Origin of the sequence: Brevibacterium sp. FME37 (assembly GCF_014897485.1) — a bacterium.
Lineage (GTDB): Bacteria > Actinomycetota > Actinomycetes > Actinomycetales > Brevibacteriaceae > Brevibacterium.
Map to the genome: position 1 here is coordinate 185676 of NZ_JABUYE010000004.1, position 26093 is coordinate 211768.

General features: G+C 63.6%; 23 protein-coding genes. 11 read left to right on the forward strand and 12 right to left on the reverse strand.

All coding sequences use genetic code 11. From position 1 onward, the window contains the following. Positions 1-76: 76 nt before the first annotated feature. Positions 77-1174, forward strand: a complete 1098-nt coding sequence (locus INT29_RS06890; protein ID WP_193071197.1) for a hypothetical protein — start codon at positions 77-79, stop codon at positions 1172-1174. Between the two features lie 49 nt (positions 1175-1223). Here the strand turns inward: INT29_RS06890 and INT29_RS06895 are convergent, their stop codons facing one another. The 12 genes from INT29_RS06895 to INT29_RS06950 form a co-directional block, all read right to left on the reverse strand. After that, the gene (locus INT29_RS06895; RefSeq protein WP_135446800.1) at positions 1224-2969 is read right to left on the reverse strand and encodes an ABC1 kinase family protein; all 1746 of its coding nucleotides are present in this window, start codon (positions 2967-2969) and stop codon (positions 1224-1226) included. Positions 2970-3032: 63 nt separating this feature from the next. Then, a complete protein-coding gene (locus INT29_RS06900; RefSeq protein ID WP_180959038.1) occupies positions 3033-3590 on the reverse strand; it encodes a PadR family transcriptional regulator in 558 nt (185 codons plus the stop codon). Between the two features lie 258 nt (positions 3591-3848). Then, positions 3849-4037: a dihydrofolate reductase family protein gene (locus INT29_RS20065; protein WP_319020855.1), complete on the reverse strand. Its 189-nt coding sequence runs from the start codon at positions 4035-4037 to the stop codon at positions 3849-3851. A 666-nt stretch (positions 4038-4703) separates the two neighbouring features. Further along, complete coding sequence (gene pstB / locus INT29_RS06910) at positions 4704-5483, reverse strand: phosphate ABC transporter ATP-binding protein PstB (protein WP_101573883.1); 780 nt, start codon at positions 5481-5483, stop codon at positions 4704-4706. A 64-nt stretch (positions 5484-5547) separates the two neighbouring features. Further along, the gene (gene pstA, locus INT29_RS06915) at positions 5548-6687 is read right to left on the reverse strand and encodes a phosphate ABC transporter permease PstA (protein ID WP_193071198.1); all 1140 of its coding nucleotides are present in this window, start codon (positions 6685-6687) and stop codon (positions 5548-5550) included. A gap of 2 nt (positions 6688-6689) precedes the next feature. After that, positions 6690-7580, reverse strand: a complete 891-nt coding sequence (pstC, locus tag INT29_RS06920) for a phosphate ABC transporter permease subunit PstC (protein WP_101573985.1) — start codon at positions 7578-7580, stop codon at positions 6690-6692. Positions 7581-7816: 236 nt separating this feature from the next. Then, positions 7817-8920, reverse strand: coding sequence for a phosphate ABC transporter substrate-binding protein PstS (pstS, locus tag INT29_RS06925; protein ID WP_101573987.1), 1104 nt, complete (start codon positions 8918-8920; stop codon positions 7817-7819). 206 nt (positions 8921-9126) lie between these two features. Next, positions 9127-10101, reverse strand: coding sequence for an NUDIX hydrolase (locus INT29_RS06930; protein ID WP_101573887.1), 975 nt, complete (start codon positions 10099-10101; stop codon positions 9127-9129). Beyond that, on the reverse strand, positions 10098-12242 hold the full coding sequence (locus INT29_RS06935) for an RNA degradosome polyphosphate kinase (protein ID WP_193071199.1): 2145 nt from the start codon (positions 12240-12242) through the stop codon (positions 10098-10100). Before INT29_RS06935 ends, INT29_RS06930 begins: the two co-directional genes overlap by 4 nt. Positions 12243-12244: 2 nt before the next feature. Further along, on the reverse strand, positions 12245-13189 hold the full coding sequence (gene mshD / locus INT29_RS06940) for a mycothiol synthase (protein ID WP_193071200.1): 945 nt from the start codon (positions 13187-13189) through the stop codon (positions 12245-12247). Beyond that, positions 13186-14109, reverse strand: coding sequence for a winged helix-turn-helix domain-containing protein (locus tag INT29_RS06945; protein ID WP_193071281.1), 924 nt, complete (start codon positions 14107-14109; stop codon positions 13186-13188). Before INT29_RS06945 ends, mshD begins: the two co-directional genes overlap by 4 nt. Positions 14110-14227: 118 nt before the next feature. Continuing rightward, positions 14228-15031: a class I SAM-dependent methyltransferase gene (locus INT29_RS06950; protein ID WP_101573893.1), complete on the reverse strand. Its 804-nt coding sequence runs from the start codon at positions 15029-15031 to the stop codon at positions 14228-14230. A gap of 222 nt (positions 15032-15253) precedes the next feature. Here INT29_RS06950 and INT29_RS06955 point away from each other — a divergent pair, with 222 nt between their 5' ends. The 10 genes from INT29_RS06955 to INT29_RS07000 all read left to right on the forward strand — a co-directional run bounded on the left by INT29_RS06955 (position 15254) and on the right by INT29_RS07000 (position 26074). After that, positions 15254-16057 carry an ammonia permease gene (locus INT29_RS06955; RefSeq protein WP_257930215.1) on the forward strand — a complete coding sequence of 268 codons (804 nt, stop codon included), beginning with the start codon at positions 15254-15256 and terminating at the stop codon, positions 16055-16057. Positions 16058-16273: 216 nt separating this feature from the next. Further along, a complete protein-coding gene (locus INT29_RS06960; RefSeq protein ID WP_101573895.1) occupies positions 16274-16873 on the forward strand; it encodes an FABP family protein in 600 nt (199 codons plus the stop codon). A gap of 1 nt (position 16874) precedes the next feature. Further along, the gene (locus INT29_RS06965; protein ID WP_193071201.1) at positions 16875-18113 is read left to right on the forward strand and encodes a YgfZ/GcvT domain-containing protein; all 1239 of its coding nucleotides are present in this window, start codon (positions 16875-16877) and stop codon (positions 18111-18113) included. 229 nt (positions 18114-18342) lie between these two features. Then, on the forward strand, positions 18343-19707 hold the full coding sequence (gabT, locus tag INT29_RS06970) for a 4-aminobutyrate--2-oxoglutarate transaminase (RefSeq protein ID WP_101573899.1): 1365 nt from the start codon (positions 18343-18345) through the stop codon (positions 19705-19707). A gap of 222 nt (positions 19708-19929) precedes the next feature. Further along, a complete protein-coding gene (locus INT29_RS06975; protein WP_101573901.1) occupies positions 19930-20130 on the forward strand; it encodes a hypothetical protein in 201 nt (66 codons plus the stop codon). Between the two features lie 184 nt (positions 20131-20314). Then, on the forward strand, positions 20315-21634 hold the full coding sequence (locus INT29_RS06980; RefSeq protein WP_193071202.1) for a sensor histidine kinase: 1320 nt from the start codon (positions 20315-20317) through the stop codon (positions 21632-21634). Beyond that, positions 21631-22326, forward strand: coding sequence for a response regulator transcription factor (locus tag INT29_RS06985; RefSeq protein WP_193071203.1), 696 nt, complete (start codon positions 21631-21633; stop codon positions 22324-22326). Before INT29_RS06980 ends, INT29_RS06985 begins: the two co-directional genes overlap by 4 nt. 8 nt (positions 22327-22334) lie before the next feature. Then, entirely contained in the window at positions 22335-22715 is a 381-nt protein-coding gene (locus INT29_RS06990) for a hypothetical protein (protein WP_193071204.1), read from the forward strand. 93 nt (positions 22716-22808) lie between these two features. Beyond that, a complete protein-coding gene (locus INT29_RS06995) occupies positions 22809-24419 on the forward strand; it encodes a PucR family transcriptional regulator (RefSeq protein WP_193071205.1) in 1611 nt (536 codons plus the stop codon). A 149-nt stretch (positions 24420-24568) separates the two neighbouring features. Then, the gene (locus INT29_RS07000; RefSeq protein WP_193071206.1) at positions 24569-26074 is read left to right on the forward strand and encodes a diaminopimelate decarboxylase; all 1506 of its coding nucleotides are present in this window, start codon (positions 24569-24571) and stop codon (positions 26072-26074) included. Positions 26075-26093 lie beyond the last annotated feature (19 nt).

Below are 26093 nucleotides of genomic sequence, written 5' to 3' on the forward strand. Positions count from 1 at the left end.
TGCTTCACCCTGTGAGGGATGCCGTTCACCCGTTCGGGGGAGTCTGCCAGGACGGCTTCGGAGCGAGCGTTGAAGCATGAAGACAACACAGAGCTATACACAGTCAGCCTATCCATCTCAATCGACGCAGCCGCTCAACCTCGGTGTCATCATGATCGGCCTGAGCGCGGTCTGGTCTCTGACCATGCTGGTCGTCTCCGTGCTGTGGGGGAGCGGACTACTGCTTCCTCCGTTCGGTCATGCGGAACCGGGCGAATACAATACGCTGTTGGACTATCTCTCCATCCCTGCTGGAGCAGCACTGGTCGGGTCCTGTGCGCTGTTGAGCCTGACTCTCGCAGCGACCCTCCTGACCCTGCCGCGACTGCGCGGCAGAGCCGTCGCAGCGGCTGGAATCTTCGCGGTCTTCCTCACCCTCGTCACCACCGTGGTCTTCACCGACACATTGGTGTTGGCGTACCTCGGCTACACGCTGTGTCTGCAGTTCCCACCGATTCCCGTCGCAGTGCTCTGGCAGGGATTCATGCTGCTCGGCCCGGGGCTGTGGATAGCGGTGTGGGCATCGTTGGAGAGCCGCCGGCGAAGCTCCAGGGCAGGCGCCGATGCTGCGGTCGTGGATGCCTCTGTAGCCGATGCCTCCACTGCGGGGGTGATCTCAGTGGATGCAGCGGAGGGTCGCCAGCCAGTCCGAGTCAGTGCCAAGATCGCCGTCGGCGTGGCCGTGGCTGTTCCCGTCATTTATGCATCCACTCGTATTCTGTGGGCACTGGGTATCCCATTCGGCCTCAGCCCCGAGTTCTATTCCGAAGGCCTCCAGGTCGGGATGTGGCATTCAGGTCTCGCCTTGGCGATCGCCGGACTGCTCGGAGCGCTGCTGACCCTGGGGCTGGTGCAGAGATGGGGAGAGAGATTTCCGCGTTGGACAGGGCCGTTGGTAGGACGACGTGTGCCCATCCTCCTCGCGACGATACCCGCCGGCATCGTCACATTGGCGATGTTCACCGGAGGCATGGGCATGATCCATTCGGTTCTGCTCAACGGTGTCAGCATCGATGGCAACTGGGTGACGATCGGCCCGACTCTCCTGTTCCCGCTGTGGGCTCTGGCGCTCGGTTGGGTGACCTATGCCTACCGTGCCAGGCGACTTGATGCCCGCGCTTTTCGGCGGCAGTGACGGGCCGATTCCGCGTGCGCTGCTGGTGGGGCAGGATGACCGTGTGGTTTCACTGGCGGCGGTGTCGGCGGCTGAGCGTCCTGTGTCGTACCAGGGTGGCCAGACTGTAGATGAGCGCCGGCGCCGAGGCGATGAGCAGCGCCACGCCGCCCAGCCTCGTCGTCGGCAGCAGCACCGCACCGCCGATGACGAAACCAGTGAACAGCACGGCCGAGATCACCCCGCGGGCGAGGAGCTCGAGGCCGGCGACCCGCCGATCCAGTTTGGGCGTGGCCACCGAAAGTTCGCCATCCTCGAGCCTCTGCACGAGGCTGTCGAGGCGTCCCGGCAGGCCCAGCGTCAGGCGTACGAAGTTGATCGCCTCTTTCGCAACTGTTCCGGCGGCGCCGCCCTTCTCCTCTTCGATCAGCTCGCTCGCATAGGGTTCGACGACCTCCCAGATATTGAACGAGGGGTTGAGCGAACTGCACAGACCCGAGACCATGGACAGTGAGCGAATGATGAGGAAGAGGTTCTCCGGCAGCTGCACGGGCAGGTCGCGCACCACCGTTTCGAAGTCCGTGGAGAAGGCCCGCAGCTCCTTTTCGTCGACGTCGCGCAGCTGGGCGAACCCCATGCCTCCGAACCGTGCGAAGAGCCCTGTGAGAGCGCGTTCGAGTTCTTCCGTGTCCGCGCCGTCGAGCAGCACTCCGATGAGTTCGACGCTGGCGACGAGACGGCGGGAGTCCCGCAGCGCCACGGCGATGATGAGCTCTCGCATGCCCGCCCGCAGGTTCTCGGGCACATGCCCCATCATCCCGAAGTCGACGAAGGTCAGATGCCAGCTCGCACTCGCCGCGGTGGTGGCTGGGTGGACGGGGGTGACGAAGAGATTGCCGGGGTGAGGATCGGCGTGGAAGAACCCATTGCGGAAGAGCTGGTCGAACATCGTATGCGCAAAGACCGCAGCCACCTCGTGGGGATCGATCCCGGCTCGATGCAGTGCAGTGACATCATTGGCCTTGATCGCGGTGACATCTTCCATGGTCAACACCTGTGGCGTGGTCTGCTCCCAGACGATCCGCGGAGCCTGCACCCGGGTCGAGCTGGACGCAGAAGAAGCGGTGTCTGCCGACGCAGACGCAGCCTTCGATGCGGCCGCCGAAGACGCTGCCGACGCTGACCCCGAGCTTGCCGAGGATGCAGCCGCGTCCATGGCGAAGGTCTCCGCATTCGCGGCCTCATGCAGATAGTCGATCTCTTCGAGGCTGACATGGGCGAACTCTTCGACCAGTGCCGGCATATCGACACGGAGGGAGACGAACCGGACTCGAGAGAGCCACCCGGCGATCCGACGCAGGGCACGCAGGTCGACGCCGACGACATCGGCGATGCCGGGACGCTGGACCTTGACGACTACCTCGGCGAATCCGAGTTCCGCGGCCACCTCCGGGTTCAACGTGGCCGCATGGGCCTGACCCAAGGATGCGGCAGCCAGTGGGCGGGGCTCGAAGGAGACGAAGGCAGTTCTGAGTTCCATCCCCAGCTGCGCCTCAGCGAGGGTGCGGATCTGTTCGAACGGGACAGGTGCGACCTCGTCCTGCAGCCCCTCCAGCTCCTTGGTGATCTCGGGCGGCAGAACATCCATCCTTGAGGAGAGGAACTGACCGACCTTGATCATCAGTCCGCCGAGCTCCACGGCCAGGGTGCGAAATCGCTTGGCCGTGGAACGCCAACGGTCTATCCGGCCTCGTGCCGCGAACCGACCCAGGCCGATCCGCGGCAGCGTCAATTCGAACCACCACGCCATGACCATCTGAGCCGCGGCGAAGCGGAGGATCCGACCGTAGCGAGCCCGGAGGGTTCTCTCCCTCACGCGTCAGTCCTCGGCGAGGATCGAATACAGTTTGCGCTTGGTCTCCTCGAGCACGGTGACCGCCTCGGCGACCTGTTCCTTGTTGCCGGAACGGCCCACCTGAGCTGCCGCTTGAGCCAACTCGACGCCTGCCTTGGCCAGATTCGCGGCCCTCGGCGCTTCGGGTTTCTTCGTCGTCTCCCACGGAGCACTTGACCCCTGCTCGGAATCGACCTGTTCGCGGCCGGCCTCGGTGAGCGAATAGGTCTTACGTCCGCTGGAGGACTCCGCACTGATGAGTCCCTCATCCGTGAGCAGCTGCAGCGTCGGATAGACCGATCCCGGGCTGGGCTTCCAGCTGCCGCCGCTGCGTTCTTCGATCTCTTGGATGATCTGGTAACCGTGCATGGGTGCCTCAGCCAGCAGTGTGAGGATCCCGGCGCGGACGTCTCCGCGGTTCATGCGGAAAGGCTGCTTGGGGTTGAAGGAAGAGCGCAGCTGCTCCATTGCCTCCCAGATGTTGGCACCGCCCCAATCGCCGCCTCGGCGAGAGAAGCCTCCGTGATTGAATGGCTCGTTCATGATGACCTCCAGGTCTGAATGTATCGCTCTGACGATATATAACGATATATCGGCGATGTGTTGTTGGGAAGATCATTCGGTTGATTGCGAAGGCAACTCCCAGACCATGTTCAGACGCGCAGGAAGAGGGCAATCAATCTGACCTCGACGCTGCCGGCAGCTATCAGGCTGGCCGACAAACATCAGTGGTGACGGCGGTTATCAGGCCGGCGAACTGGTATCAGCCGTGTCGGAAGTGATCAGTTCTGCTGGAAGTCTTCAGTCTTGCCGAGGCCCATTGGTCACGAGCAGGTTGCCTTTGGAAGTGTTCTGCACGTCGGTCAGAGACAAGCGCTTGGGTGCATCGCCATCGAAGATCCCACGGCCGGCACCGGCAACCACGGAATGGATGGCCAGGGTCAGTGCGTCGATGAGTCCCGCCTCGAGCAGCTGACTGACAATGGACACGGGCCTTGTACCGCGATGTCTGCTCCGGTGCCTTCCTTGAGCGTCCTGACATAGTCAACGGGATCTCCGGTGATGAGCGTCGAATTGGACGATGTGAGATCTTCAGGGGACAGGGTCCTCGAAGCGACATGCTTCGGGGCGGAAGCGACACCGTCGACCGAATGGAACAGGCTGGAGATGAGTTAGCGCGTCATGGGATTCTCCTGATTGAGCAATCTGCACAGCCGATTGGCGGTACGGCGAATTGGCGGTACGGCTAAAAACGCAATTGCAGTTCTCATCATGTACTTCGGTTGTGAGGCGGTCGCCATGAAGTCAAAGGGACTGCATTGTGCTCGGGCTAGAGCTGCCGTGCTCGTGGGGAGTAGTGGTCACCGCTGGCCCGCAGCCCGTGTGACTTCCACGATGCGGCAGTCGTAGAGACGGCGCCCTCGCGGGGTGACTCCAGGCCGTGAAAGCAGGCAACGGTTGGTAACTTCGTCTCGATCCATGCGCCGGGATCGAGATGAAGTTACCAACCGTTGGGCATTCTCGCTGGGAACTGCGGCCTCCTGGCCGGGAGCTCGGTAGCCCTTGGACGCGCTCCACCCTGCTCTTCACCCAGCCCACGGGCCCCACGCACCCCGCAAGCCCCACGGGCCCCGCGAGCCCCGCAGACCCCGCAGATCACCCGAAGCGGCCGGAGATGTAATTCTCTGTCTCTTCCTTCTCGGGGTTGGAGAAGATCGTCGAAGTCTCGTTGAACTCGATGAGCTTGCCGGGCTTGCCGGTGCCCGCGATGTTGAAGAACGCTGTCTTGTCGGACACACGAGCGGCCTGCTGCATGTTGTGAGTGACGATGACGACCGTGTACTGGTCCTTGAGGTCGTTGATGAGATCCTCGATGGCCAGGGTAGAGATCGGGTCGAGAGCGGAACACGGCTCGTCCATGAGTAGGACCTCGGGCTCAACGGCGATCGCACGAGCGATGCACAAGCGCTGCTGCTGACCACCGGAGAGCCCAGAGCCAGGCAGGTTGAGGCGGTCCTTGACCTCGTTCCAGAGGTTCGCGCCGCGCAGTGCACGCTCGGTGAGGTCATCGGCCTCGGGCTTCGACATGCGACGGCTGTTGAGGCGCACCCCGGCCAGCACATTCTCCTTGATGCTCATCGTGGGGAAAGGGTTGGCACGCTGGAAGACCATGCCGACCTCACGGCGGACGTTGACCGGGTCCACACCCGAGGCGTAGATGTCATTGCCGTCCATCAGGACCTGGCCGGAGACGCTGGCACCCGGAATCACTTCGTGCATCCGGTTGAGTGTGCGCAGCACGGTGGACTTGCCGCAGCCCGACGGGCCGATGAGGGCCGTGACCGAGCGCGGCTTGATCTGCATCTGCACACCGTCGACGGCCCGGAAGTCGCCGTAGAAGATGTCGAGATCCTTGATGTCGATCTGTTTGGACAATGTGCTTCCCTATCTGTGGAATGTCTGAAACAAGTAAGAGGTGCGGCGGGGTCTCAGCGCTTCATCAGCGTCCTGTCTTCGGCGCGAGCACTCGCGCGATGATTCGGGCCAGGAGGTTGAGCACCATGACCAGAGTGACGAGGACGAGGGCTGCCGCCCAGGCGCGCTCCGAACTGGCCAGTGCCGCATCGCCGGGAGAGACCGGACGCAGCTGCGAATCGTAGATGTAGGTCGGCAGCGTCGACATCCAACCGGAGAACAGGTTCCAGTTGAGTGTCTTGGCGAATCCGGCGGTGACCATGATCGGAGCGGTTTCGCCGATGACGCGGGCGATTGCAATGGTGATTCCGGAGAGGATGCCCGACACCGAGGTGGGCAGAACGATCTTGGCGATCGTCTTCCACTTCGGCACGCCCAGAGCATAGGAGGCCTCACGCAGATCCATCGGCACCAGCCGCAGGATCTCCTCCGTGTTGCGCACGACGATCGGAATCATGAGCACGGACAGCGCGACCGCGGCGGTGAAGCCGGTCTTGGCGATGCCTGCCGCATCCGGCATGATGAAGTTCGCGATGGTGGAGAACAGGGCGAAGGCGAAGAGGCCGGCGACGATCGAGGGGATGCCGGTCATCACGTCGACGAGGAAGGTGATGGCCTTGCCCAATCTGTTCTTCTCTGAGTACTCGACGAGGTAGATCGCGGTCAGCACGCCGATGGGGATCGAGATGATGCAGGCCATGACCGTGATCAGGACGGTGCCGACGATCGCGTGGTAGAAGCCGCCTGCCATCGTCGTTTCACCGGCGACGTACTGCTGATCGAGGACGCCCTTCATGCCGAGCATGGTGCGGGTGAGGAGGTCGAAGCTGATGGCGGCTCCGCCCTTAGTGACGGTCATCCAGAGCAGAGAGATGAGGGGAACACAGGCGAGGATGAACGACGAGGTGACGACTGTCGTCGCTACCCTGTCGGTGGCCTTGCGGCGGCCCTCGTAGGCTCCGGAGAGTGCGAACACAGCCACCACATTGATGAGTCCGGCGAGGACCGCGACGACCGGGATATTGAAGCCGCTGAACGCGATGAAGCTGATGATGGTCGCAATGATGACCGAAGCCACGGCCACCACCCAGGGAGTGGCCTTGGGCAGCTGCTTGGAGGCGAGGGTGCGAGGAGCGGTCGTCGAATTATTCGTAGTAGTCAACATTCTCAACTGCCCTTCACCGAGGTCTTGGCAACGATTGCGCGTGCTCCCATGTTCACCAGCAAAGTGATGACGAAGAGGACGAGGCCGACCGTGATCAGCTCGGACAGCCGCAGTCCGGCGGCTTCGGGGAAGTTCTGCGCGATCTCAGAGGCGATGGTCTGGTTGCCGCTGACCACCAGGGATGCGGTGAGGAGACCGGGGGAGAGGATCATGGCCACTGCCATCGTTTCGCCGAGTGCGCGGCCGAGGCCGAGCATGGTCGCCGAGGCGATGCCGGACTTTCCGAACGGCAGCACCGACATCCGGATCATCTCCCAGCGCGTGGCGCCGAGAGCCAAAGCCGCTTCTTCCTGCAGACGTGGAGTCTGCAGGAAGATCTCCCGGGTCAGGGAGGTGATGATCGGCAGGATCATGATGGAGAGCACCAGCGAAGCGGTCAGCAGTGTGCGTCCTGTGTTCGACACGGCGCCGTCGGCATCGGGCGCGAAGATCGGGATCCAGCCGAACCACTTCGACAGCCACAGGTAGAACGCGGTGAGGTTGCCGGCCAGGGCGATCCCCCACAGACCGTAGACGACGGAGGGGATCGCGGCGAGCAGGTCGATGACGTAGCCGAGGACCGGTGCCAGCTTCCGTGGCGCCATGTGTGTGGTGAACAGCGCGATGCCCAACGCGAAGGGGGTGGCCACGAGCAGAGCGATGGCGGAGGAGATCAGTGTGCCGATGACGAGCGGCCAGACGTAGGAGAAGAATCCGTTGCCGCCGGTGATCGAGCTCGGATCGTTGATCTGGGCTTCGATGGTGTCCTTGGACTGTGCCAGTAGGAACAGGGCGACGCCTGCCAAGATGAGCAGGATCAGGATGCCGGCGATGAGCGTTGCGGCCGAGAAGATTCGGTCACCGGGACGAACGACGGCTTTGGGCTTCTGGCCCGTGCCGGACTCGGGATTTGAGTCCGGTTCAGGTGCTCCGGCAGGGCCGGACACTGTGGTCTGTGTGCTGGTCGGCACAAGTGCTCCTCATGAAACTTGCGGTGGATCCGGTGGGCAGATCCCTAGGCGCCGAAGAGCGGCGCAGGGTCGCTGCGCCGCTCTTCGACTTATCATTTCTGCAGGTCAGTGGCCAAGAATCAGCCTTCAACCTTGATCGAATCGATGACGGTTTCGATCTGCGAACGCAGGTCGTCCGACAGTGGAGCTGAGCCGGCGGAATCCGCTGCGGACTTCTGTCCTTCTTCGGAGACGACGAACTTCTCCCAGGCCTTGACCATGTCCACGGTCTCCTGATCCTTGTAGGACGAGCAGACGACGTGGTAGGAGACGAGGACGATCGGGTAGGCGCCCGATTCGGTGGTGTCGCGGGCCAGGTCGAAGGCGAGGTCGCCTTCGCTGCGGCCCTTGACCTTGTCGGAGGCATCGACGACCTTGGAGGCGGCATCGGCGGAGAGCTCGACGTATTCGTCGCCGACCTTCACCTTGGCCGTGCTCAGCTTGCCGACCGCCGAGGCGTCGGCGTAGCCGATGGCTCCATCGGTGTCGGAGACGGTCTGCACGACACCGTCGGTGCCCTGTGCGGCTTCACCACCGAAGTCCTTCGGGAAATCTCCGCTGACCTCTGCGTCCCAGTCCTTCTCTGCCGTGGCTTTGAGGTACTCGGCGAAGTTCTCCGTGGTGCCGGAGTCATCGGCACGGTGAACGGCCGTGATCTTCGTGTCGGGCAGTTTGGCATCAGGGTTGTCGGCTTTGATGGCCTTGTCATTCCACTTGCTGATATCGCCCTTGAAGATCTTGGCGATGGTCGAGGGGGCGAGGTTGAGCTCGTCGACGCCCTTGACGTTGAACGTCACTGCGATCGGGGAGATGTAGACCGGGAATTCGTAGGCACCATCGGCGCCGCAGGCTTCCTTGCCCTGCTTGGCCTCGTCGTCGTCGAGGTGGGCGTCGGAACCGGCGAACTGAGCATTTCCGGCTAGGAACTGCTCACGGCCTGCACCCGAACCGTCAGGGGAGTAGTTGACGGTGACGCCGGAGTTCTCTGCGGCGAAATCGGCGGTCCATGCGTCCATCGCGGCCTTCTGCGATGAAGCACCGATGCCGGTGAGGGTGCCCTGCAGGTCGCTGTCGCCACCGCTGCTTGCTTCCTCTCCGGTAGCAGAGGTTCCACCGCATGCCGACAAGGTGAGTGCGCCGGCTGCGAGGATTGCAGCGGATGGTGCCAGGTGCTTCAGCTTCACGAAGTTGCCTTTCGAGTATGAGAACACTGTTCGAGCTTGCTCGATCTTTCGTGTCCCACGCTAAGGATCGTGTGTAAAGGCTGGGGAGTGGCTTAGTGAACGGAAGGTGAATGACTCCTGAAGGCTTCACGTCCAGGGGAGTGCTCGGTCACAGGGATACCCGAATTTATGAAAGGATCATTGTCGGTACGACATGAAGGTGCCGTTCAGGAGTCGATCGGGCGGAACCGCTCGAATTCGACGATGCGGGGAACCGGACCCGGACGCACATAGGCGACGAGGACCTCACCGGGTTTGAGATAGGGGTCTTCATGGGGCAGCTTCTCCGCGATGCGCTGGGGGGCGTGCTTCGCATAGATGTCAAGGATCAGCGGCAGGACCGGCCGGTGGGTGCAGTAGATGACCGGTTTGCCCTTCTCCAGCAGCTTCTCGATGTATCGAGCGGTCTTGTCGGGATCCGCGGTGCTCGCCTTCTCACTCAGACACGAGACCTTGCGGATGGACTTCCCGGTCGCCGCGGACAGCGGAGCGAGGGTGGCCATGCAGCGCTTCCAGGGGCTCGAGATCAGTTTCTTCGCCCCCCACGCCGAGAGCAGCCCGGTCAGCGCCATGGCCTGGCGGGTGCCCAAGGCCAGCAGTGGACGCACATGCTCGGTCTCGTGCCATTTCGCTCGGGGAAAGGCCTTCCCGTGGCGGACGAGGATCAGCGGCCAGGCGCGCAGAGCGTCGGTCGAATCGAACTTCTCCAGCGCGTCGAGCTGGTCGCGATCGGCATAGGAGGTCAGTTTCGTCCGCGCCTCAGCGACGGGAAACCATCTGACTTCGTCGACCTCGCGTTTGTTCACTGGTGCGAAGGTGTGCTCGCCCTTGATCTGAGCTGACCAGTAGAAGACCTTCTTCAGGTTCTTCCCGCCGACCATGTATTCGGCGGTCGGCAGGGGCACGCCGAGGCAGATGTCGAGTCCCGTCTCCTCCTTGACCTCGCGGATTGCAGTCTCGGGAAGGGTCTCGCCGGACTCCACCTTGCCCTTGGGCCACGACCAGTCGTTGTAGCGGGGACGGTGGATGAGTGCGACCTCGAGCCCTTCGCCGCCCGTGCGCCAGCACAGAGCACCAGCGGCGAGGACATCGGCGGTGACGCGTGAAGACGCCTGCGCGGAACCGACCGATTTCGGGCTCACTCCTCTTCCCCGATCTGTCGACGCTTGCGATGACGGCGGATGAGCTCCGTCTGGTATTCGGTGAGACGCTTGCCCTGATCGTCGTGGGTGCTGCGCGTCCACTTGCCGTTCCCGGCAAGGTCGAACGCCGAGGTGGTGTCGGCGAAGGCGAGGTCGAAGAGTTCGATGACCTCGGCCTTGTGGTTCGGAGCGATGAGCTCGACGAGGGTTTCGACGCGACGGTCGAGGTTGCGGTGCATCATGTCCGCTGACCCGATGTAGACGATGGGATCGCCGCCGTTGCCGAAGACGAACGCCCTCGAATGTTCCAGGAATCGGCCCAGTACGGACCGGACGGTGATGTTCTCACTCAATCCGGGAATTCCTGGACGCAGAGCGCAGATGCCGCGGACGAAGACCTCGACGTGAACTCCTGCTTTGGAGGCCATGTAGAGGGCATCGATGATCGCCTCGTCGACGATGGAGTTGACCTTGATTCGGATCATGCCGGCACCGCCCGCCTCGGCGATGTCGATCTCCTTGCTGATGAGGTCCATCAGCCCCGAACGGACCCGGGTGGGGGCGACGAGCAGGCGCGAGTACTCGGCACGGGGCGCATAGCCGGAGAGCTGGTTGAACAGCTTCGTCAGGTCATCGGCGACGTTCTTGTCCTTGGTCAGCAGCCCGAAGTCCTCGTAACCGCGCGCGGTCTTCGGGTGGTAGTTGCCGGTGCCGACGTGGCAATAGCGTGTCAGACCCTCGGCCTCCTGACGCACGACCAGGGAAAGCTTCGCGTGAGTCTTGAGTCCGACGATTCCGTAGACGACGTGGACACCGGCGCGTTCGAGCTTGCGCGCCCACGTGATGTTGGCCTCCTCGTCGAAGCGGGCCTTGATCTCCACGACCGCGAGCACCTGGATGCCTGCCTGCGCAGCGTCGACGAGGGCATCGATGATCGGGGAGTCCCCGGAGGTGCGGTAGAGGGTCTGTTTGATGGCGAGCACGTTCTTGTCCGCCGCCGCCTGCTCGAGGAAGGCCTGCACGCTCGTCGAGAACGAATCGTAGGGGTGGTGGAGCAGGATGTCACGGTTGCCCACGGCCGCGAAGACGTCGACCTGATCGCTGGACTCACGCAGCGACAGGTCCTTGTTCATCTGCGGGACCATCTTGCGGAAGTGCAGGTCATCGCGCGGGACGTCGGCGATATCGGACATTCCGGAGAGGTCGAGCGGGGTGGGCAGGTGGTAGATCTCAGGCTCGTCGATGCCGAGTTCGTCCTTGAGCATCTCGCGGACCCGGGGGTGGATGTTCTCCGTGATCTCCAAGCGGACGGCTGGTCCGAAGCGACGCCGCAGAAGCTCCTTCTCCAGGGCTTTGAGGAGGTTCTCCGCATCGTCCTCTTCGACCTCGACGTCCTCATTGCGGGTGACGCGGAAGGTCGAGTGATGGATGATCTCCATGCCCTCGAAGAGCGTGCCTAGGTGTTCGGCGATGATGTCCTCGAGCGCGACGAAGCGGGCGGGCACATCGCGACCGACGGGACGATCGGAATTGGCTGCGACGTTGAAGAACCGGGGCAGACGCGGCGGCACCTTGACCCGGGCGAAGAGTTCCTTGCCGGAGTCCTGGTAGCGCAGCAGGACGCCGAGATTGAGCGAGAGTCCAGAGATGTAGGGGAACGGGTGGGCCGGGTCCACTGCGAGCGGGGTGAGGACGGGGAAGACGTGTCCGGCGAAGAACTCGTCGACGCGGGCGCGTTCATTCTCGGTGAGCTCGTCCACCTGGACCTTCGTGATCGACTCCGCATCGAGGCGGGGGCCGATGTCGTCCTTGAGCAGGGCCGCGTGGCGGGTCATGAGGTCGTGGGCGCGGATCCCGATCGCATGCATGACCTGAAGCGGCATCCGGCCGGTGACGCTGGGCACGGCCAGTCCGGTGTTGATGCGGCGTTTGAGACCGGCGACGCGGACCATGAAGAACTCGTCGAGGTTGGTCGCGAAGATAGAGAGGAATCGGACCCGCTCCAGCAGCGGCATATCAGGGTCGGAGGCGAGGTCGAGGACACGCTCGTTGAACGCCAGCCAGCTCAGCTCCCGGTCGAGGAATCGATCCTCTGGCTCCGGCAGACCCAGCTCCGCTCCGGCTGCAGTGATGTCGTACATCGTTACTCCTGATTGCGTTCGGTCGAGGAAGCCGGCGCATAGGACACGTGCGCCACCGCGACATGGAATCCCAGCCGCTCGTACAAGCCTAGCGCCGGTGCATTATCGGACTCGACGTAGAGTTCGATCACGTTCGCGCCGGCGGCGACCATCCTGCGCATTCCCTCGATCGTCAGCGCCTTGCCCACGCCCTTGGCATGGATGCTCGGGTCGACACCGACCACATAGACCTCGCCGAGGCGGCCCTCATCGTCGAAGTCCGTGAGCTTGGTCTGGTGGAATCCGATGACCCGATCATCGCGGATCGCGAGGACCACAGAATCCGGGTCGAAGGCGGATTCCTGGATGATCTCAGCGAAGTCCTCCGGTGTCTGCGAGCCCTGCTCGGGGTGCCAGTCGAAGGCCGCATTGTTGACTCGCCGCCAGCCTTCCTCATCGCCGGGGGCGAAGGAGCGGATGGTGACGCCGTCGGGGGCAGAGGTCTGCGGCAGGTCTTCGAGGCGAAGACCGGTGTCGGTGCGCATCTGATAGAGCACCCGCTCGCGCCCGAGTCCATGCTTCTTCGCCAGTGCCTGTGCGGCGGGGTGGTCACCGTGCGACCAGCACCAGGAGGTGGGTTCTTCGTCAAGGATCGTCGACAGCAATACCCCGCCCAGGCCGTGGCCGCGGTGTTCGGGGGCGATGAGGAACTCGGCTGCATGTCGGTCCCCCTGGAGGGCGCGGATGCCGAAGCCGATGAGAGTCTCATCCTCGTCATAGATCCGCCATACGCTCGAGGCCGTCTGCGCCGAATGTGCTTCGTCCTCGCCGGTGGCGATGGACAGGAGTCCGCCGGAGATCTCAGCGGACCCATCGGCTGCGCTCACGCGGTCGAGGAAGGCCAGCTCCGCCTCGGCGAGGGGGGCGATCGGGGTTTCGGTCACGGCTCCGCTGGCTTCGATTCTCATACCTTCACGTCCTCCTCGTTCGACTCTGCTTCTGGCTGCTCGTGCTCCGACTCCTGGTCAGCGTCGGCCTCCTGGCCGGTGTCGGACTTCTGGCCGGTGTCAGACTCTGCCCCATCACCGTGCGCGGCCGCGGAATCGGGGCTGAAGCGATAGCCGACGTAGCGGACGGTGTGGATGGCGTTTTCGAAGTCTTTGCCGAGTTTCGCACGCAGGCGGCGGACATGCACATCGACGGTGCGGGTACCGCCGTAGTAGTCATCGCCCCAGACCGCGAGCAGGAGCTCGTCGCGGGTGAAGACACGTTCGGGGTGCATTGCGAAGAATTTCAGCAGGGCGAATTCGCGGTAGGTCAGGTCGAGGCTGCGCGGGCCCAGGTGTGCGGTGAAGGCGGTTTCGTCGATGCGCAGGGCCCCGCTGACGACGATCATGGGTTCGCCCTCGCTCGTCCACGGGCCGCTGGTTTTCCACGACGTTCTCTCGGACCGTGATCCGCCGGTTCCCGTTGTCGACGCGGACCCACCGGGCCCGGCTTCCCGCGATGTGACACCGTGTGGCACCTGCGTTGCGTGATGATCACGTGCCAGACGCAGGCGGGCCTCCACCTCGGCGGGGCCGGCAGTGGTGAGGACGATGTCAGACACGTTCCATTTCGCCGAGGCGGTGGCCAGTCCGCCTTCGCTGAGCACGACGATGATCGGGGCGTCGATACGGGCCCGGGCCACCACCTCGGCGATGGCAGGTGCCAGGGACAGGTCGAAGCAGGCATCGGCGACGATGACGTCGGCAGTGATCGACTCGGTGTCAGTCCGGCGCAGCTGATCGATGCTGAGGCGTTGAACCTGATGGCCGAGGTACTGCAGAGATTCCGGGGCCAGGAGGGGGTCGTGCGGGGACGCGGGGCAGATGTGCAGGATTCGCATGTGCTTCATCCACCTCCTCGGATTCGGCGCGGCCGCTGAAGGTGCGGCCTGGGGAAAGTATACCGAGGCTGTCGGGCGGAGGGAGCTGGGTCACGGAGGTGAGGGGCTGCGTATCCGTTCAGGCGGCTGGCTTGCGCCCTGCCGTGTAGGTCAGTGAGAAGATGCGTGCACGGAATTCGGGCTCCGTCAGCATGGTGCGGTACCGCTCCATGTCTTCCATACTCAGCCCAGTGGCCAACAGCGGCACCTCCGCCTGCCTGCTCAGATTTGATTGATACATCGCCCAGGGACCTCCGCCGCGGGCAAGAGGGACGACATGTTCGGCGACGACATCGCTGAGTCCGGCAGCGAACATGGCTGCTTCGGTGCGGTCTGCCCACGAGTAGTCGTGCCCGGCGGCCGGTCCGACCTGCCGATACGCAGCGTCGTTATAGTTGCGCCAGACTTCATGATCGGATTCCTCTGGGGCCACGAGGAGTTCCTCGGCGAGGCCCACATCCGCAAGGACGAGCCAGCCTCCCGGTGCCAGCCCATCGACGAGTGACGCGAATATCTCTTCTCGCGCGGTCAAGTGAGTCAGGACGATTCGCGCGTGGATGAGGTCGAAGGGGCCGGCAGGGACTCCTTCGCGGATGTCGTGTCGACGCGGCTCGACTCCGGGAGTCTTCGGCAGGTGTGTCGTGTCGAGGTCGATTGCCAACACCTGACCGTCGGAGTGCTCGGCGATCATCCTGGCCACGGATCCATTCCCCGCTCCGATCTCCAGCGACCGTGGAGAGGCCGACAGCGGTAGGGAATTCAGGACCGAACGCGTGTGTGCGTCGAAGAGCGCGGACAGTGAGTTGAGCTGCTGCGCTCCCAGGTCCGATCCGTTGTCGAAGAGATAGTGGTCGCCGGATGAGGCCGGTTTCATCGTTGTCATGCTGTCCTCCGTTTGGGCCAAGGGGTTGAACGATTCGGTTGAGCAGTTTCAGTTGTGCAGATTCGGTCAGCGTAGGCCTGGCCGGTGGGCGTGACCAGGCCCGGCCGTGACTCAGGTCGATGCCCGCGTAGGCGGCCTCTCGCGGGCGGCCCGGGCCTCATGGGGGATCGCTGATACTGGCCCAAATCGCGTCGCCGCGGCCGAGTAAGGCACGATAGTGCTGTGATCAGATGGATTCGAGTAGCTGTTGCCCTGGTACTGGCCCTGGCCCTCAGTGCCTCCGTGTACTGGGGCTACACCTTGTTTCTGCTGGCGACGGGGCTCATCGTCTTCGGCGTCGCCTACGGCTGGCCCCGGCTGACGGACTCTCCGCAGCCCCGTGCGACCTCGATCATGCTGTTCCTCTTCGGTGTGGCCGGACTGCTCGCGGCATTCCGCGACAGCACCGCACCCTATCTGGACTGGCTTCCAGTTCTGGCGGGCCTCGGACTGCTGTGGACCTTCGTGCAGAACCTCACTCGAGGCATGGGTGCCTCGGACGCCGTGGCCAACGTCTCGGCGCAGGTCGCGGGCGTGGTCATCGCCCTGTCCGCGAGTACCTGGGTAGCGGCGATCACCGTACCCGGTGAGAAAGAGTCGATCGTGGTGGGACTCGTCTCACTCATCGTCGCCGGTTGTATGACAGCTCTGCCCTGGCCGGCGATCTACACATCTCCGCTGGCGATTGCGATGTCGACCGCGGTCGCTGGGATCCTCTCCGTCCTCATCTTCACCGGCTCTCTCAGCTGGCCCGTGTCGCTGATCCTCGGCGCGATCATGGGGCTGCTGGTGGCCGGAGTCGACCGCATGCTCGGGCTCATCGCCCACAGCCAGTACCAGGCCGTGAGCCTTGAAGTCTCGCAGAACATCGAGTTGAAGAAGAACGTGGAGAAGGCCCGCAGCTTCGCCGTGCAGCTCGCTCTCGGCGCCACCCCCATCGCCCTCGGCGGCGTCGTCGTCTACTCCCTGGAACGCATCGCTCTGTGACCTCGGTCTGACCTTGAGCGGAAGCCGGGCCGACCTCGGGCTGAGGTCTTGGCCTGGGTGCACACTCCGCTGTCAGGAAATGTAGACTGGGAGCATGGAAAACCTTGTCGCTCTCGAAATCGTCTTCACCAGTCTCGTCGGCATTGCCGCACTCGGCGCCCTGGGCGTCGGAGTCAAGGTTGTCACGGCGCTGTTCAAAGACAATCGCTGAACTCAATGATCGAACTTGATTCCTCGGTTCACCCCGAGCTCGTTCCCCTGTCTTGGCTCATCGGTTCGTGGGAAGGCGTCGGAGTCGTCGGCTACGCGGACACCCCCGAGAAGCAGTTCGGGCAGCGCGTCGATTTCACCGCCCACCCCGGAACTCCGTTCCTGCAGTACACCGCGCATGCGTGGCTGCTGAGTGAGGACGGCGAACTGGAGTCGACGCTGACCCTGGAGACAGGGATCTGGCAGCTGGTGCGCCCGCGCGATGCCGGCGACGTGGGCCCCGGAATGCTCATTCCGACCGAGGACCCGCATTTCACCACGGCCGCTGCCGTGGAGACCCTGCGCACGAACGACGACGGATTCGAGATCGAAGCCGAGATCGTCCACCCGCACGGAGTGATGGAACTCTACGCAGGCCACGTCAAGGGACCACGCATCGACCTCTCCACCGATGTCGTCGCCCGGACCAAGACTGCGAAGGAATACACGGCCTCGACCCGCATGTACGGCCTCGTCGGCGGGGAGCTCATGTGGGCCTGGGACATGGCCGCACTGGGTCACGAACTCGCCACGCACTCCTCGGCCCGACTGAAGAAGATCGCCTGACATGATCGACCCCGATTCCGAGAATTCTGCCTCCCAGGTTCCCGACGACGCAGCCAAAGCGTCTGAGGCGGATGCAAACCTGCCTGAGGCGGAAGCCACACAGGCCCGCCCCTCATCACTGAGCCGTCCGCTGAGTTCCACCGCGGTCGTCGGTGAAGGCGTACTGCAGCACACGCCGCTGCACTACGGTTCACCGCTGCGCGAGCAGCGCGCACTATTGGAGAAGGGTGCGATCGTCGACCTGCCTCATCTGCGCATCCTGCGTCTGAGCGGAGCAGATCGCCTCACCTGGTTGAACTCCATCACCACACAGAAACTCGACACTCTCGCTCCGGGCGTCGGCACAGAGACCCTGGTCCTGGACCCGAACGGTCGCATCGAAGGCTGGCTGAAGCTCGTCGACGACGGTGAGACTCTGTGGGCGATCAGCGAACTGCGCACCGACGAAACCCTCGAATTCCTGCGCAAGATGGTCTTCATGATGCGCGTGACGATCGAGGACGTCAGCGACGAATTCCAATGCCTCGGCGCCATCGTCACTCTGCCGGACAGCCTGCCCGTGACCCAGCTGTGGACCGACCCCTGGCCGCACATCGGCACAGGCTCGGCATCGTACGCGCAGGTCGATCTCGGCCTCGAGGTGGCAGGGGAGGATCACCCCGGGCTCGAGACCCAGTTCGTCATCGGCATCATTGCGCGAACGGACCTGCAGGCCACCTCGGCGAACAATTTCACGATGGCTGGCTACGACGCCTGGGAGGCCCTGCGGATTGCCGCCTGGCGCCCCGGTGTGAACGAAGTCGATCACAAATCGCTCGTCGGCGAACTCGATCTGCTGCGTACCTCGGTGCACTTGGCCAAGGGCTGCTACCGCGGCCAGGAGGCCGTGGCGCGCGTGCACAACCTGGGCCAGCCGCCTCGGCGTCTCGTCTTCGTCCATCTCGACGGATCCGGGCACATTCAGCCCGAGGCCGGCACCGAGGTGCTCGCTGAGGTTCGCGGAGCCGAGCGTTCCGTGGGTCAGCTGACCTCGGTTGCTCTGCATTGGGAGCTGGGTCCGATCGGGCTGGCCGTGATCAAACGTAACCTGTCCGTCGAGGCGCCGCTGAGCTTCGACCTCGGCGATGATTCGCCCCCCGTGGCCGGCGCCCAGGAGACGATCGTCGCGACCGTGCGTGAACACGACATCGACCTGCCGAGTCGCAACAAAGACGTCGACATGCGGAATCAGAAGCGCTGAGTTTTTCCCTCAGCTGAAACCGTGGGTGGGTCCACATGAAATCGCAGTCGATCCCCCCACGGTGGTCCTCTGCGGCGGTATGAAACGGTCCGTGAGCGCATTTGGCACGCTTTCTGAGCAGCACTGAGAGCAACGAATTTCGCATTGCCTGCTTCTGTGATGGACGCGATCTGTTCAGCCTGCGGACGGTAAGTGACAAGTACCGTCGTGAGGCTCTATTGTTCCCGTTATGACAGCTTTGGAAACTGGCGGAGAAGCTCTGCCGCAGGAACGTAAGATCGTGACCGAGATCCCCGGGCCGAAGTCCCGTGAACTCGAGGCTCGCCGCAAATCGGCAGTGGCCCCTGGAGTCGGTTCCAGCCTGCCCGCCTATGTGGTGGCCGCCGGCGGTGGAATCCTCAAGGACGTCGATGGCAACCAGATCATCGACCTCGGAGCCGGTATCGCCGTGACGACCGCAGGAAACTCGAATCCTCGGGTCGTCAAGGCCGCCGCCGAGCAGCTCGAGTCCTTCACCCACACCTGCTTCATGGTCAACCCGTATGAGGGCTACGTCGAGGTCGCCGAGGCACTCAACCGTCTGACCCCGGGTGATCACGAGAAGCGCTCAATCCTGCTCAACTCCGGCGCCGAGGCTGTCGAGAATGCTGTCAAGATCGCCCGTGTCCACACCGGTCGCGACGCTGTCGTCGTCTTCGACCACGCCTACCATGGCCGCACCAACCTGACCATGTCGATGACTGCGAAGGCCAGCCCCTACAAGGCTGGGTTCGGCCCCTTCGCCGGCGAAGTCTACCGCGCCCCCATGTCCTACCCGTTCCGCGACAACGATGCGGCCGGTACCAAGGTCAGCGGCGAGGATGCGGCCAAACGCGTCATCACCATGATCGAGAAGCAGATCGGCGCCGAGCACGTCGCCGCGATCGTCATCGAACCCATCCAGGGTGAGGGCGGCTTCATCGTTCCAGCAGAGGGCTTCCTGCCCGCGCTGACAGAATTCGCCAAGGAGAAGGGCATCGTCTTCGTTGCTGACGAAGTCCAGGCTGGCTTCGCTCGTACCGGCAAGATGTTCGCCTCCGAATGGGAAGGCATCGTCCCCGACCTCATCACCACTGCCAAGGGCATCGCCGGCGGTCTGCCTCTCTCGGCCGTGACCGGTCGCGCAGAGATCATGGACTCGGTCGGACCGGGTCGCCTCGGCGGTACCTACGGCGGCAACCCAGTTGCCTGTGCGGCGGCACTCGGCGCCATCGCCTCCTATGAGGAAGACGGTCTGGTCGACAACGCAGCCCACATCGGTGAGATCGTCACCGATCGTCTCACCAAGCTGCAGGGCAAGTACCCGGAGGTCGGCGACGTTCGCGGCCGCGGCGCCATGATCGCTGCCGAGTTCGTTCAGCACGACTCGATCGACCCGAACCCTGACCTGGTCAAGAAGATCGCCGACCACTGTGCAAAGAACGGGGTCCTCGTGCTCACCACGGGAACCTTCGGCAATATCCTGCGCTTCCTGCCCCCGCTGACGATCTCCGATGAACTGCTGAACGACGCCTTCGACGTCATCGACGAGGCAATCGCCGCTTCGGTCGGCTGATGCGAGGACGGCCCCGCCTGTCGGGGTCACGTCTGTGAGTTGTGATGGCGGCGTGTCGACCTGTTGTGAGGTCGATACGCCGCCGTTCAACTGTCGTGGCCTCGAAAAAGTTCGGTGCCCATCTCTGAGGCAGAAGGATGTGGACCAAAAATGTCAGGAGCGCAATCTTGTCCACAGGGACAAACATCGGAGTCGATCAGCACAAGACGCGAGGTGAGTGAGGTGCGCGAGGAGGCTCGCCGTTCCTTGCTTCTCACCGGCTTGAGCTACCCGCTCTTCATTGCTGGAATCATCCTGCTGTTCACCGCCATAACAGTGCCAGGGGCCGTTCTGCTCGGCTCCGGAGTCTTCCTCATCGGCATCAACGAGCTGTGCGTCTATATAGCCCGAACAGGGCCAGTTCCACGGGGGATGGACCGGTGACATCAGTTCTCTGGGGAATATGGTGATGTCACCAGCTCCATCGGGGATGGTCCGGGTCATTCACGAGGGGCATGCTGTGGGGAGTGCATTTACAACGCTATCGCGTTCACAGTGAAAGGACATCGCACGTAAGTATGAGATTCTTCGAAGGCGGCAGGATTGCAGGTATAGCACAATAGGCTCCATGACATCAGCGTTAGACGACGGCAACAGGAGCGGAACCGCCCGATTGTGGCAATTACTCCGTGGGCCGCGCTTCGTGGACTTCCCGATCCGACTTCTCGCCCTCATCTTGGGGCTGACAGTGCTGATTCCGGGGTCATTCGAAATCGCTGAACCCCGCTACATGACCCTTCTCATCTGCGCCTATGCTCTGATCATCATCTCCCCATTCCTCCCCTTGGCGACGGTGTTCGTCTCGACCGGGCTGAGTCTCGTGTTCGTCGTGGCCTATCCCGACCTGGAGAACATGTTCCCCGAGGCGCTCATCTTCGCCACGGCAGTGCTGCTCAGCCACCGGCGATGGGTCGGTTCTGCCATCGGCACAGCGGGGCTGGTCATTTATCTCATCACCTGCACCGAGCTGGGAGCCTACGACGGTGGGATTGAGGGATTCGTCGATCTCGGATTCGGCTGGCTCACCTATTCCCTGCTCGGTTTGGCCGCAGGCCTCGTCGAGCTGAGGATCCAACGCGAGATCGGTCGCCGGGAGCGCGCCGCCGTGGAGCACCAGCAGGCGGTGGATTCCTTGCGTGCACGGTTCACCAGCGACATGCACGACACGATCTCGAATTCACTCGCAACAGAGGGCGCGATCATCAAAGCCCTGGCTAGGGGGTCGCAGGATCTCGACGCCAATCGGCAGCTCGCGGAGCTCTCCCTTGTCAACGCGGAAGCGTCGAAGCGTCTGCGTCGTCTCGTCGCTCAACTCAGCGACGGAGATGATCGACGCCCCAGGGTCCGCCTGCAGGCAGAGGCGAAGGCGCTGGCCGCTGCCATTGAGAACGGATGCGCAGCCGGAGGCGTGGCGCTGACGCTCAACGTCGGCAACTTGCCCCGATACGCCTCCCCGGTTCTGGGAGCACACTTCACCGCGATCATGCGCGAGCTGGCGACGAACGTCATCAGGCACGCCCTGCCTGAGACCAAGTCGAGTCTGACCGTTTCAGTTGAGCGTGACGTGACCGGGGAACGTGGTGACACTGAGGCGGCCGTTCTGCGTTTCCGCACCGAGAATGAGGCGGCGGCATTGCTGTCACACTCGCCCCGTTCTCTCAGTCGTCGCGCTCATGCACTGGGCGGAACCTGCACGACAGGGTCCGATCATCAGGGACGCGTCGTCGTCGAAGTCACCCAGCCACTGAGATTCAACGCCTCGGCCGATGGCGACGAGGTCGACGCGGTCTGCGCGCGCGACGATTTCACCTCGGCGTCGCCATCCACACCGCCTCGCGAAACGAACGCCCACCGTGCTCAACCGACGGCGACGAGCGAGAGAACATGAGCGAATCGGGGGTCCCGGAGGTCGACGACCCACCGGCAGACGAGCTCATCACCGTGCTCATCGTCGACGACGATTCGTGGACGACGAGAGCAGTGGCGGCAGCGCTCGTCGATGACGGCGGGTTCACAGTTCTCGAACCTCAGCACTCCGGTGACGACGCTGTCGAAGCATTCGACCGTCATCGTCCGGACCTTGTCCTCATGGACGTCAACATGCATCCCGGGATGAGCGGAGTCGATGCGACCAAGGAGATCAGGTCGCTCGACCCAGAAGCTCGGATCGTTCTGCTCACTACGGTCTCGCCCGGGCCGGGCATCACACGTGCACTCGAGGCCGGGGCGATAGCGGCGGTGAATAAGTCCGCGACCGATGTCGAGCTCGTCGGCGTCGCCCGGTCAGCAGCTGCGGGGGAGTCCCCAGCCCTGCTGCGTTCCTTGGCAGAGGACATCATGATCAGCGGTGATATCACCACGGACGTTCATGACGCGGTGCCCGAGCTGACTCGGAGCGAGAAGCTCCTGCTCACACAGATCTGTGAGGGTCTGGACTATGCGGAGATCGCGGAGCAACAGGTCCTCACCATCTACACGGTGAAGTCCCACGCCAGGAACCTGCGCATCAAGTTGGGTGCGAAGAATCTGGCACAGGTCGTCGTCCGCGCCATCCAGTACAAATTCTACGTACCGGAATGACAAAGATGATGGCGAGCAGGAAACACCGAACGGTGCTGTGGGGCCTCATCTCCGCAGGCGCCGGTTGCCTTGTGCTGGTCTTCGGCGCAGTCCTCTTCATCCGGTCCGACCTCGGACAAGATGTCCTCTACGACAACGTGCCCTCACACGCCGGCTGTGAAGAGGTCCCCGCCCAAAGCGTCGTCGAGGACGCGGTCGCAGACTTTCCCATCTTCGATGATTCCTACGCATCTGCGACCAGCCGGTGTTCAGGCGCGATCATCGAAGTGCAGTACGGAAACCATGACACGAGACAGAAGCTGGAGACGTACCTGAACAGGCACGGCGAAAACGATCCGACGAGCGGCTGGTGGTGGCGATCGATCCCCGTCGAACTGCGGAATGTCTGAAGCCCGAGCAGATTCAGCAGATGGTCGGGTCACAGATTCGACAGCTGCTCGGGTCACGCCGTGTGCGGGTGCACTGTTGACTACAGTGGGTACATGAGTGAAACGAATGCCCTGCGCGTCTCCCGCCTGTTGCGTGAGACTGCGGGCTTTCTGCTTCCCCTGACTCAAGCCGAAACCGACGTCGAGGTGACTCGGATCGAGTTCGACCTCGATCTTCGGACCTCGGAAGCCGGTCTGGGAGGAGCCGTCATCCTCGTCACCGAAGCCGTGGACGGTGCGGCCGGACTCAACGCGATCCGCGCACGATTGCATGGAGCCGCGGTACTCATCGTGCCACCTGGAACTCACATCCACCTCGGCGAGCGGACAGACACAACAACCTCGCCGATTCTGCTGGAACGGTCCACGGGCGTGACCTGGTCCGAGGTGCTGGTGCACCTGCGGCAGCTCAACGAAGGTGCCTCCAGTGCTCTGGCCTGGCCCGACGTCGATGATCTCAGCGCCCTGGCCGCGGTCATTGCGGAGCTGACGGGGGCGTCGATCACGATCGAAGACCCGGCCTCACGAGTGCTTGCGCACTCCAATCTCGGCGATGAGATCGATGACATTCGACGCGAGACGATCCTTTCCGGTGCAATCCCCGAGTGGCGCATCGCCGAGCTTGAGGAGTCCGGGTTCCTCGACGTGGTGCGCCGTTCGACCGATGTCGTCGAGAGGCCAGCCGCGGGGGCCACTCCTGCCCGTTCGGTGATCGCGCTGCGCAGCGAGGGCGAGCTGCTCGGTACGATCTGGGCCGCCTACCCGGATGCGGTGGATCCCGCGTCGCTGCGCGAGGTCCTGCGTGACGCTGCCCGCGCGGCGATCCCCGTGATGCTGCGGACCCTGCGACGCTCCCCATTCGAGAAGCGGATCCGTCGGGAGGCCCTCGCCACGATCCTCGGCGGATCACCGGACTTGGGGCCGGCCGCGACCCTGCTCGCTCTGCCCTTCTCCGGGCATTATGCAACCCTGGCCTTCGCCGAGGTGGCACCTGAGAAGGAGCCCGTGCTGAGATTTCATCTGCGGGCCGCCTTCGCCGATGCCGTGCTCGCACACGTCGGAACCGACGGACACCTGGCCGTACTCGTGCACATGAGCGCTGGCATGACGGCAGTCGAGATCAAGGAGCACGTCGTCTCGGCCCTGCGCCGGTCCCTGTCTCAGACCGAGCCGCTTCACTTCGGAGTGGGCGCCTCGGTTGAGCGCCTCGACTATGTGCACCGGTCATGGACCGAAGCCGTGTACGTCGTCGACGCGCTGCTGGCTGCAGGGACCAAGAGCGACAACTCCACCCTCGAGGGTTCTGCTTCTGTCTCGGAGACGGATCTGGTGCGCGGGGCGACAGCCGCGGACGTCGCCGCTGAACTTGTCGGGCTCGAAGCCGCCGACGCCCTGCTCTCGGTGGGGCCTCGCATCACCGAGCCTGCGCGGCTGCTGGCCGCCCACGATGCGAGGCATCAAGGGCAGCTGCTCGAGACCCTGCGTGTGTACTTCGCGACCGTCGGCAATTCCGCCGAGGCATCCCGTCGTCTGCATGTGCACACGAATTCCCTGCGGCATCGTCTCAACCGGATCGAGGAGATCACAGGGCTGTCGACGGCAGAGCGTGCCGGACGGCTGTGGCTGGAGCTCGCGGTGCTCGTCTTCGACCGGGAGCAGGGCTGACGCGGAGCAGTTCCGACGCTGATTCGATGTAGAGGCTTCCAGCACTGTGCGCTTCTCACAAGAGGTAACACCGAAGTTTGGCAGATTATTGTCCGTTCGTCCTGGTCCTCACGTTCTATGGTGACAGCACACCACGAACGAAGGACAGCATGCACAGCAACCAGTCGGGGCCATCGGTTCAGATCATCCGTAATCGAGCGATCAAGGCAATCGCGAACAGCACGGAAGGCCGCGTCCCGCAGCTTGACGATGCGACTCCGGTGATCGGGCTCATCGACCTCGACCAGATCGAAACGGCATACCGGCGTCTGTCCTCTGTGTTCGCCGGCCGGTCCGAGATCCTCCACGCGGTGGCCTGCAAGGCCGTGCCGCTCCAGCCCCTTCTGCGTTTCTATGTGGAGGCGGGTGCGGGCTGTGAAGTCGCCAGTCCAGGTGAACTCGAACTCGCACTGGCCGCAGGCTTCACGCCGGAGACCATCGTCTTCGACTCCCCGGCGAAGACGATGACCGAGCTCAAGCGCGCCGTCTCACTCGGTGTGTCGATGAACATCGACAATTTCGAAGAACTCGAGCGACTCGACGCGATCTTCGATGGGCAGGCCACCTCGGCGCAGGCGTCCGACTCCGTCGCCACCTTGGCGAGGGTAGGGGTCCGGATCAATCCGCAGTTGGGCACGGGCACAATCGGTGCCCTGTCCACCGCCACACAGACCTCGAAGTTCGGCATCGGACTGGCCGACCCGGGCGCCCGCGAAGCACTCATCGAGGCCTACCTGGCACGTCCCTGGCTCACCCAGATCCACGTCCACTCGGGCTCTCAGGGCATCGGCCTCGACCAGGCGGCGGCAGGCATCGACGTCGTCGTCGAGTTGGCGAAGGAGGTCAACGCTCGCGCCGCCCAGGTCCACGGACGGGAGCGTCAGATCACCCGCATCGACATCGGCGGGGGGTTGCCCGTGAACTTCGCCGGCGAGGACATCACGCCGACATTCGCCGAATACCGAGCCGTGCTCGAGGAGCAGGTTCCGGACCTGTTCGACTTCGACATCATCACCGAATTCGGGCGTGCACTGCTGGCCAAGGCCGGCACCATCCTCACTCACGTCGAATACGCGAAGACCACTGGTGGCCGGCACATCGCGATGACCCACGCCGGCGTCCAGGTCGCCACCCGCACGGCCTATGCCCCCGCCGACTGGCCGCTGCGTGTCCTCCCCTTCACCCCGGACGGCAATCCCAAATCCGCCGAGGCGGTCCCCACCGATGTCGCAGGCCCCGCCTGCTTTGCCGGTGACCTGCTGGCCCGCGAGCGCATGCTGCCGCGCCTCGACGCCGGTGACATCGTGGCCGTGCCCGACACCGGTGCCTACTACTTCTCCAACCCGTTCTCCTACAACCTGCTGCCGCAGGTGCCGGTATTCGGGTACCGGGTGGGCGCAAGCACGGGCGACGGGGACGTCCACAGCCACCTCGGCGAGAGGGACAGCGACGGGGGCAGTGAACAAGGCGTTGAATTCTCGCTCATCCGGCGCGGCCAGAGCCTCGCCGAGGTCCTCGCCCAGGCAGGGGAGACCCGGCTTCAGCCGTTGATCACCGAAGTGCCGAAAGCGGGTGAGAATGGCGCGAAACGACAGGGCGCGCTTGCTCCGAATTGAGTTCCCGAGAACTTAAGAT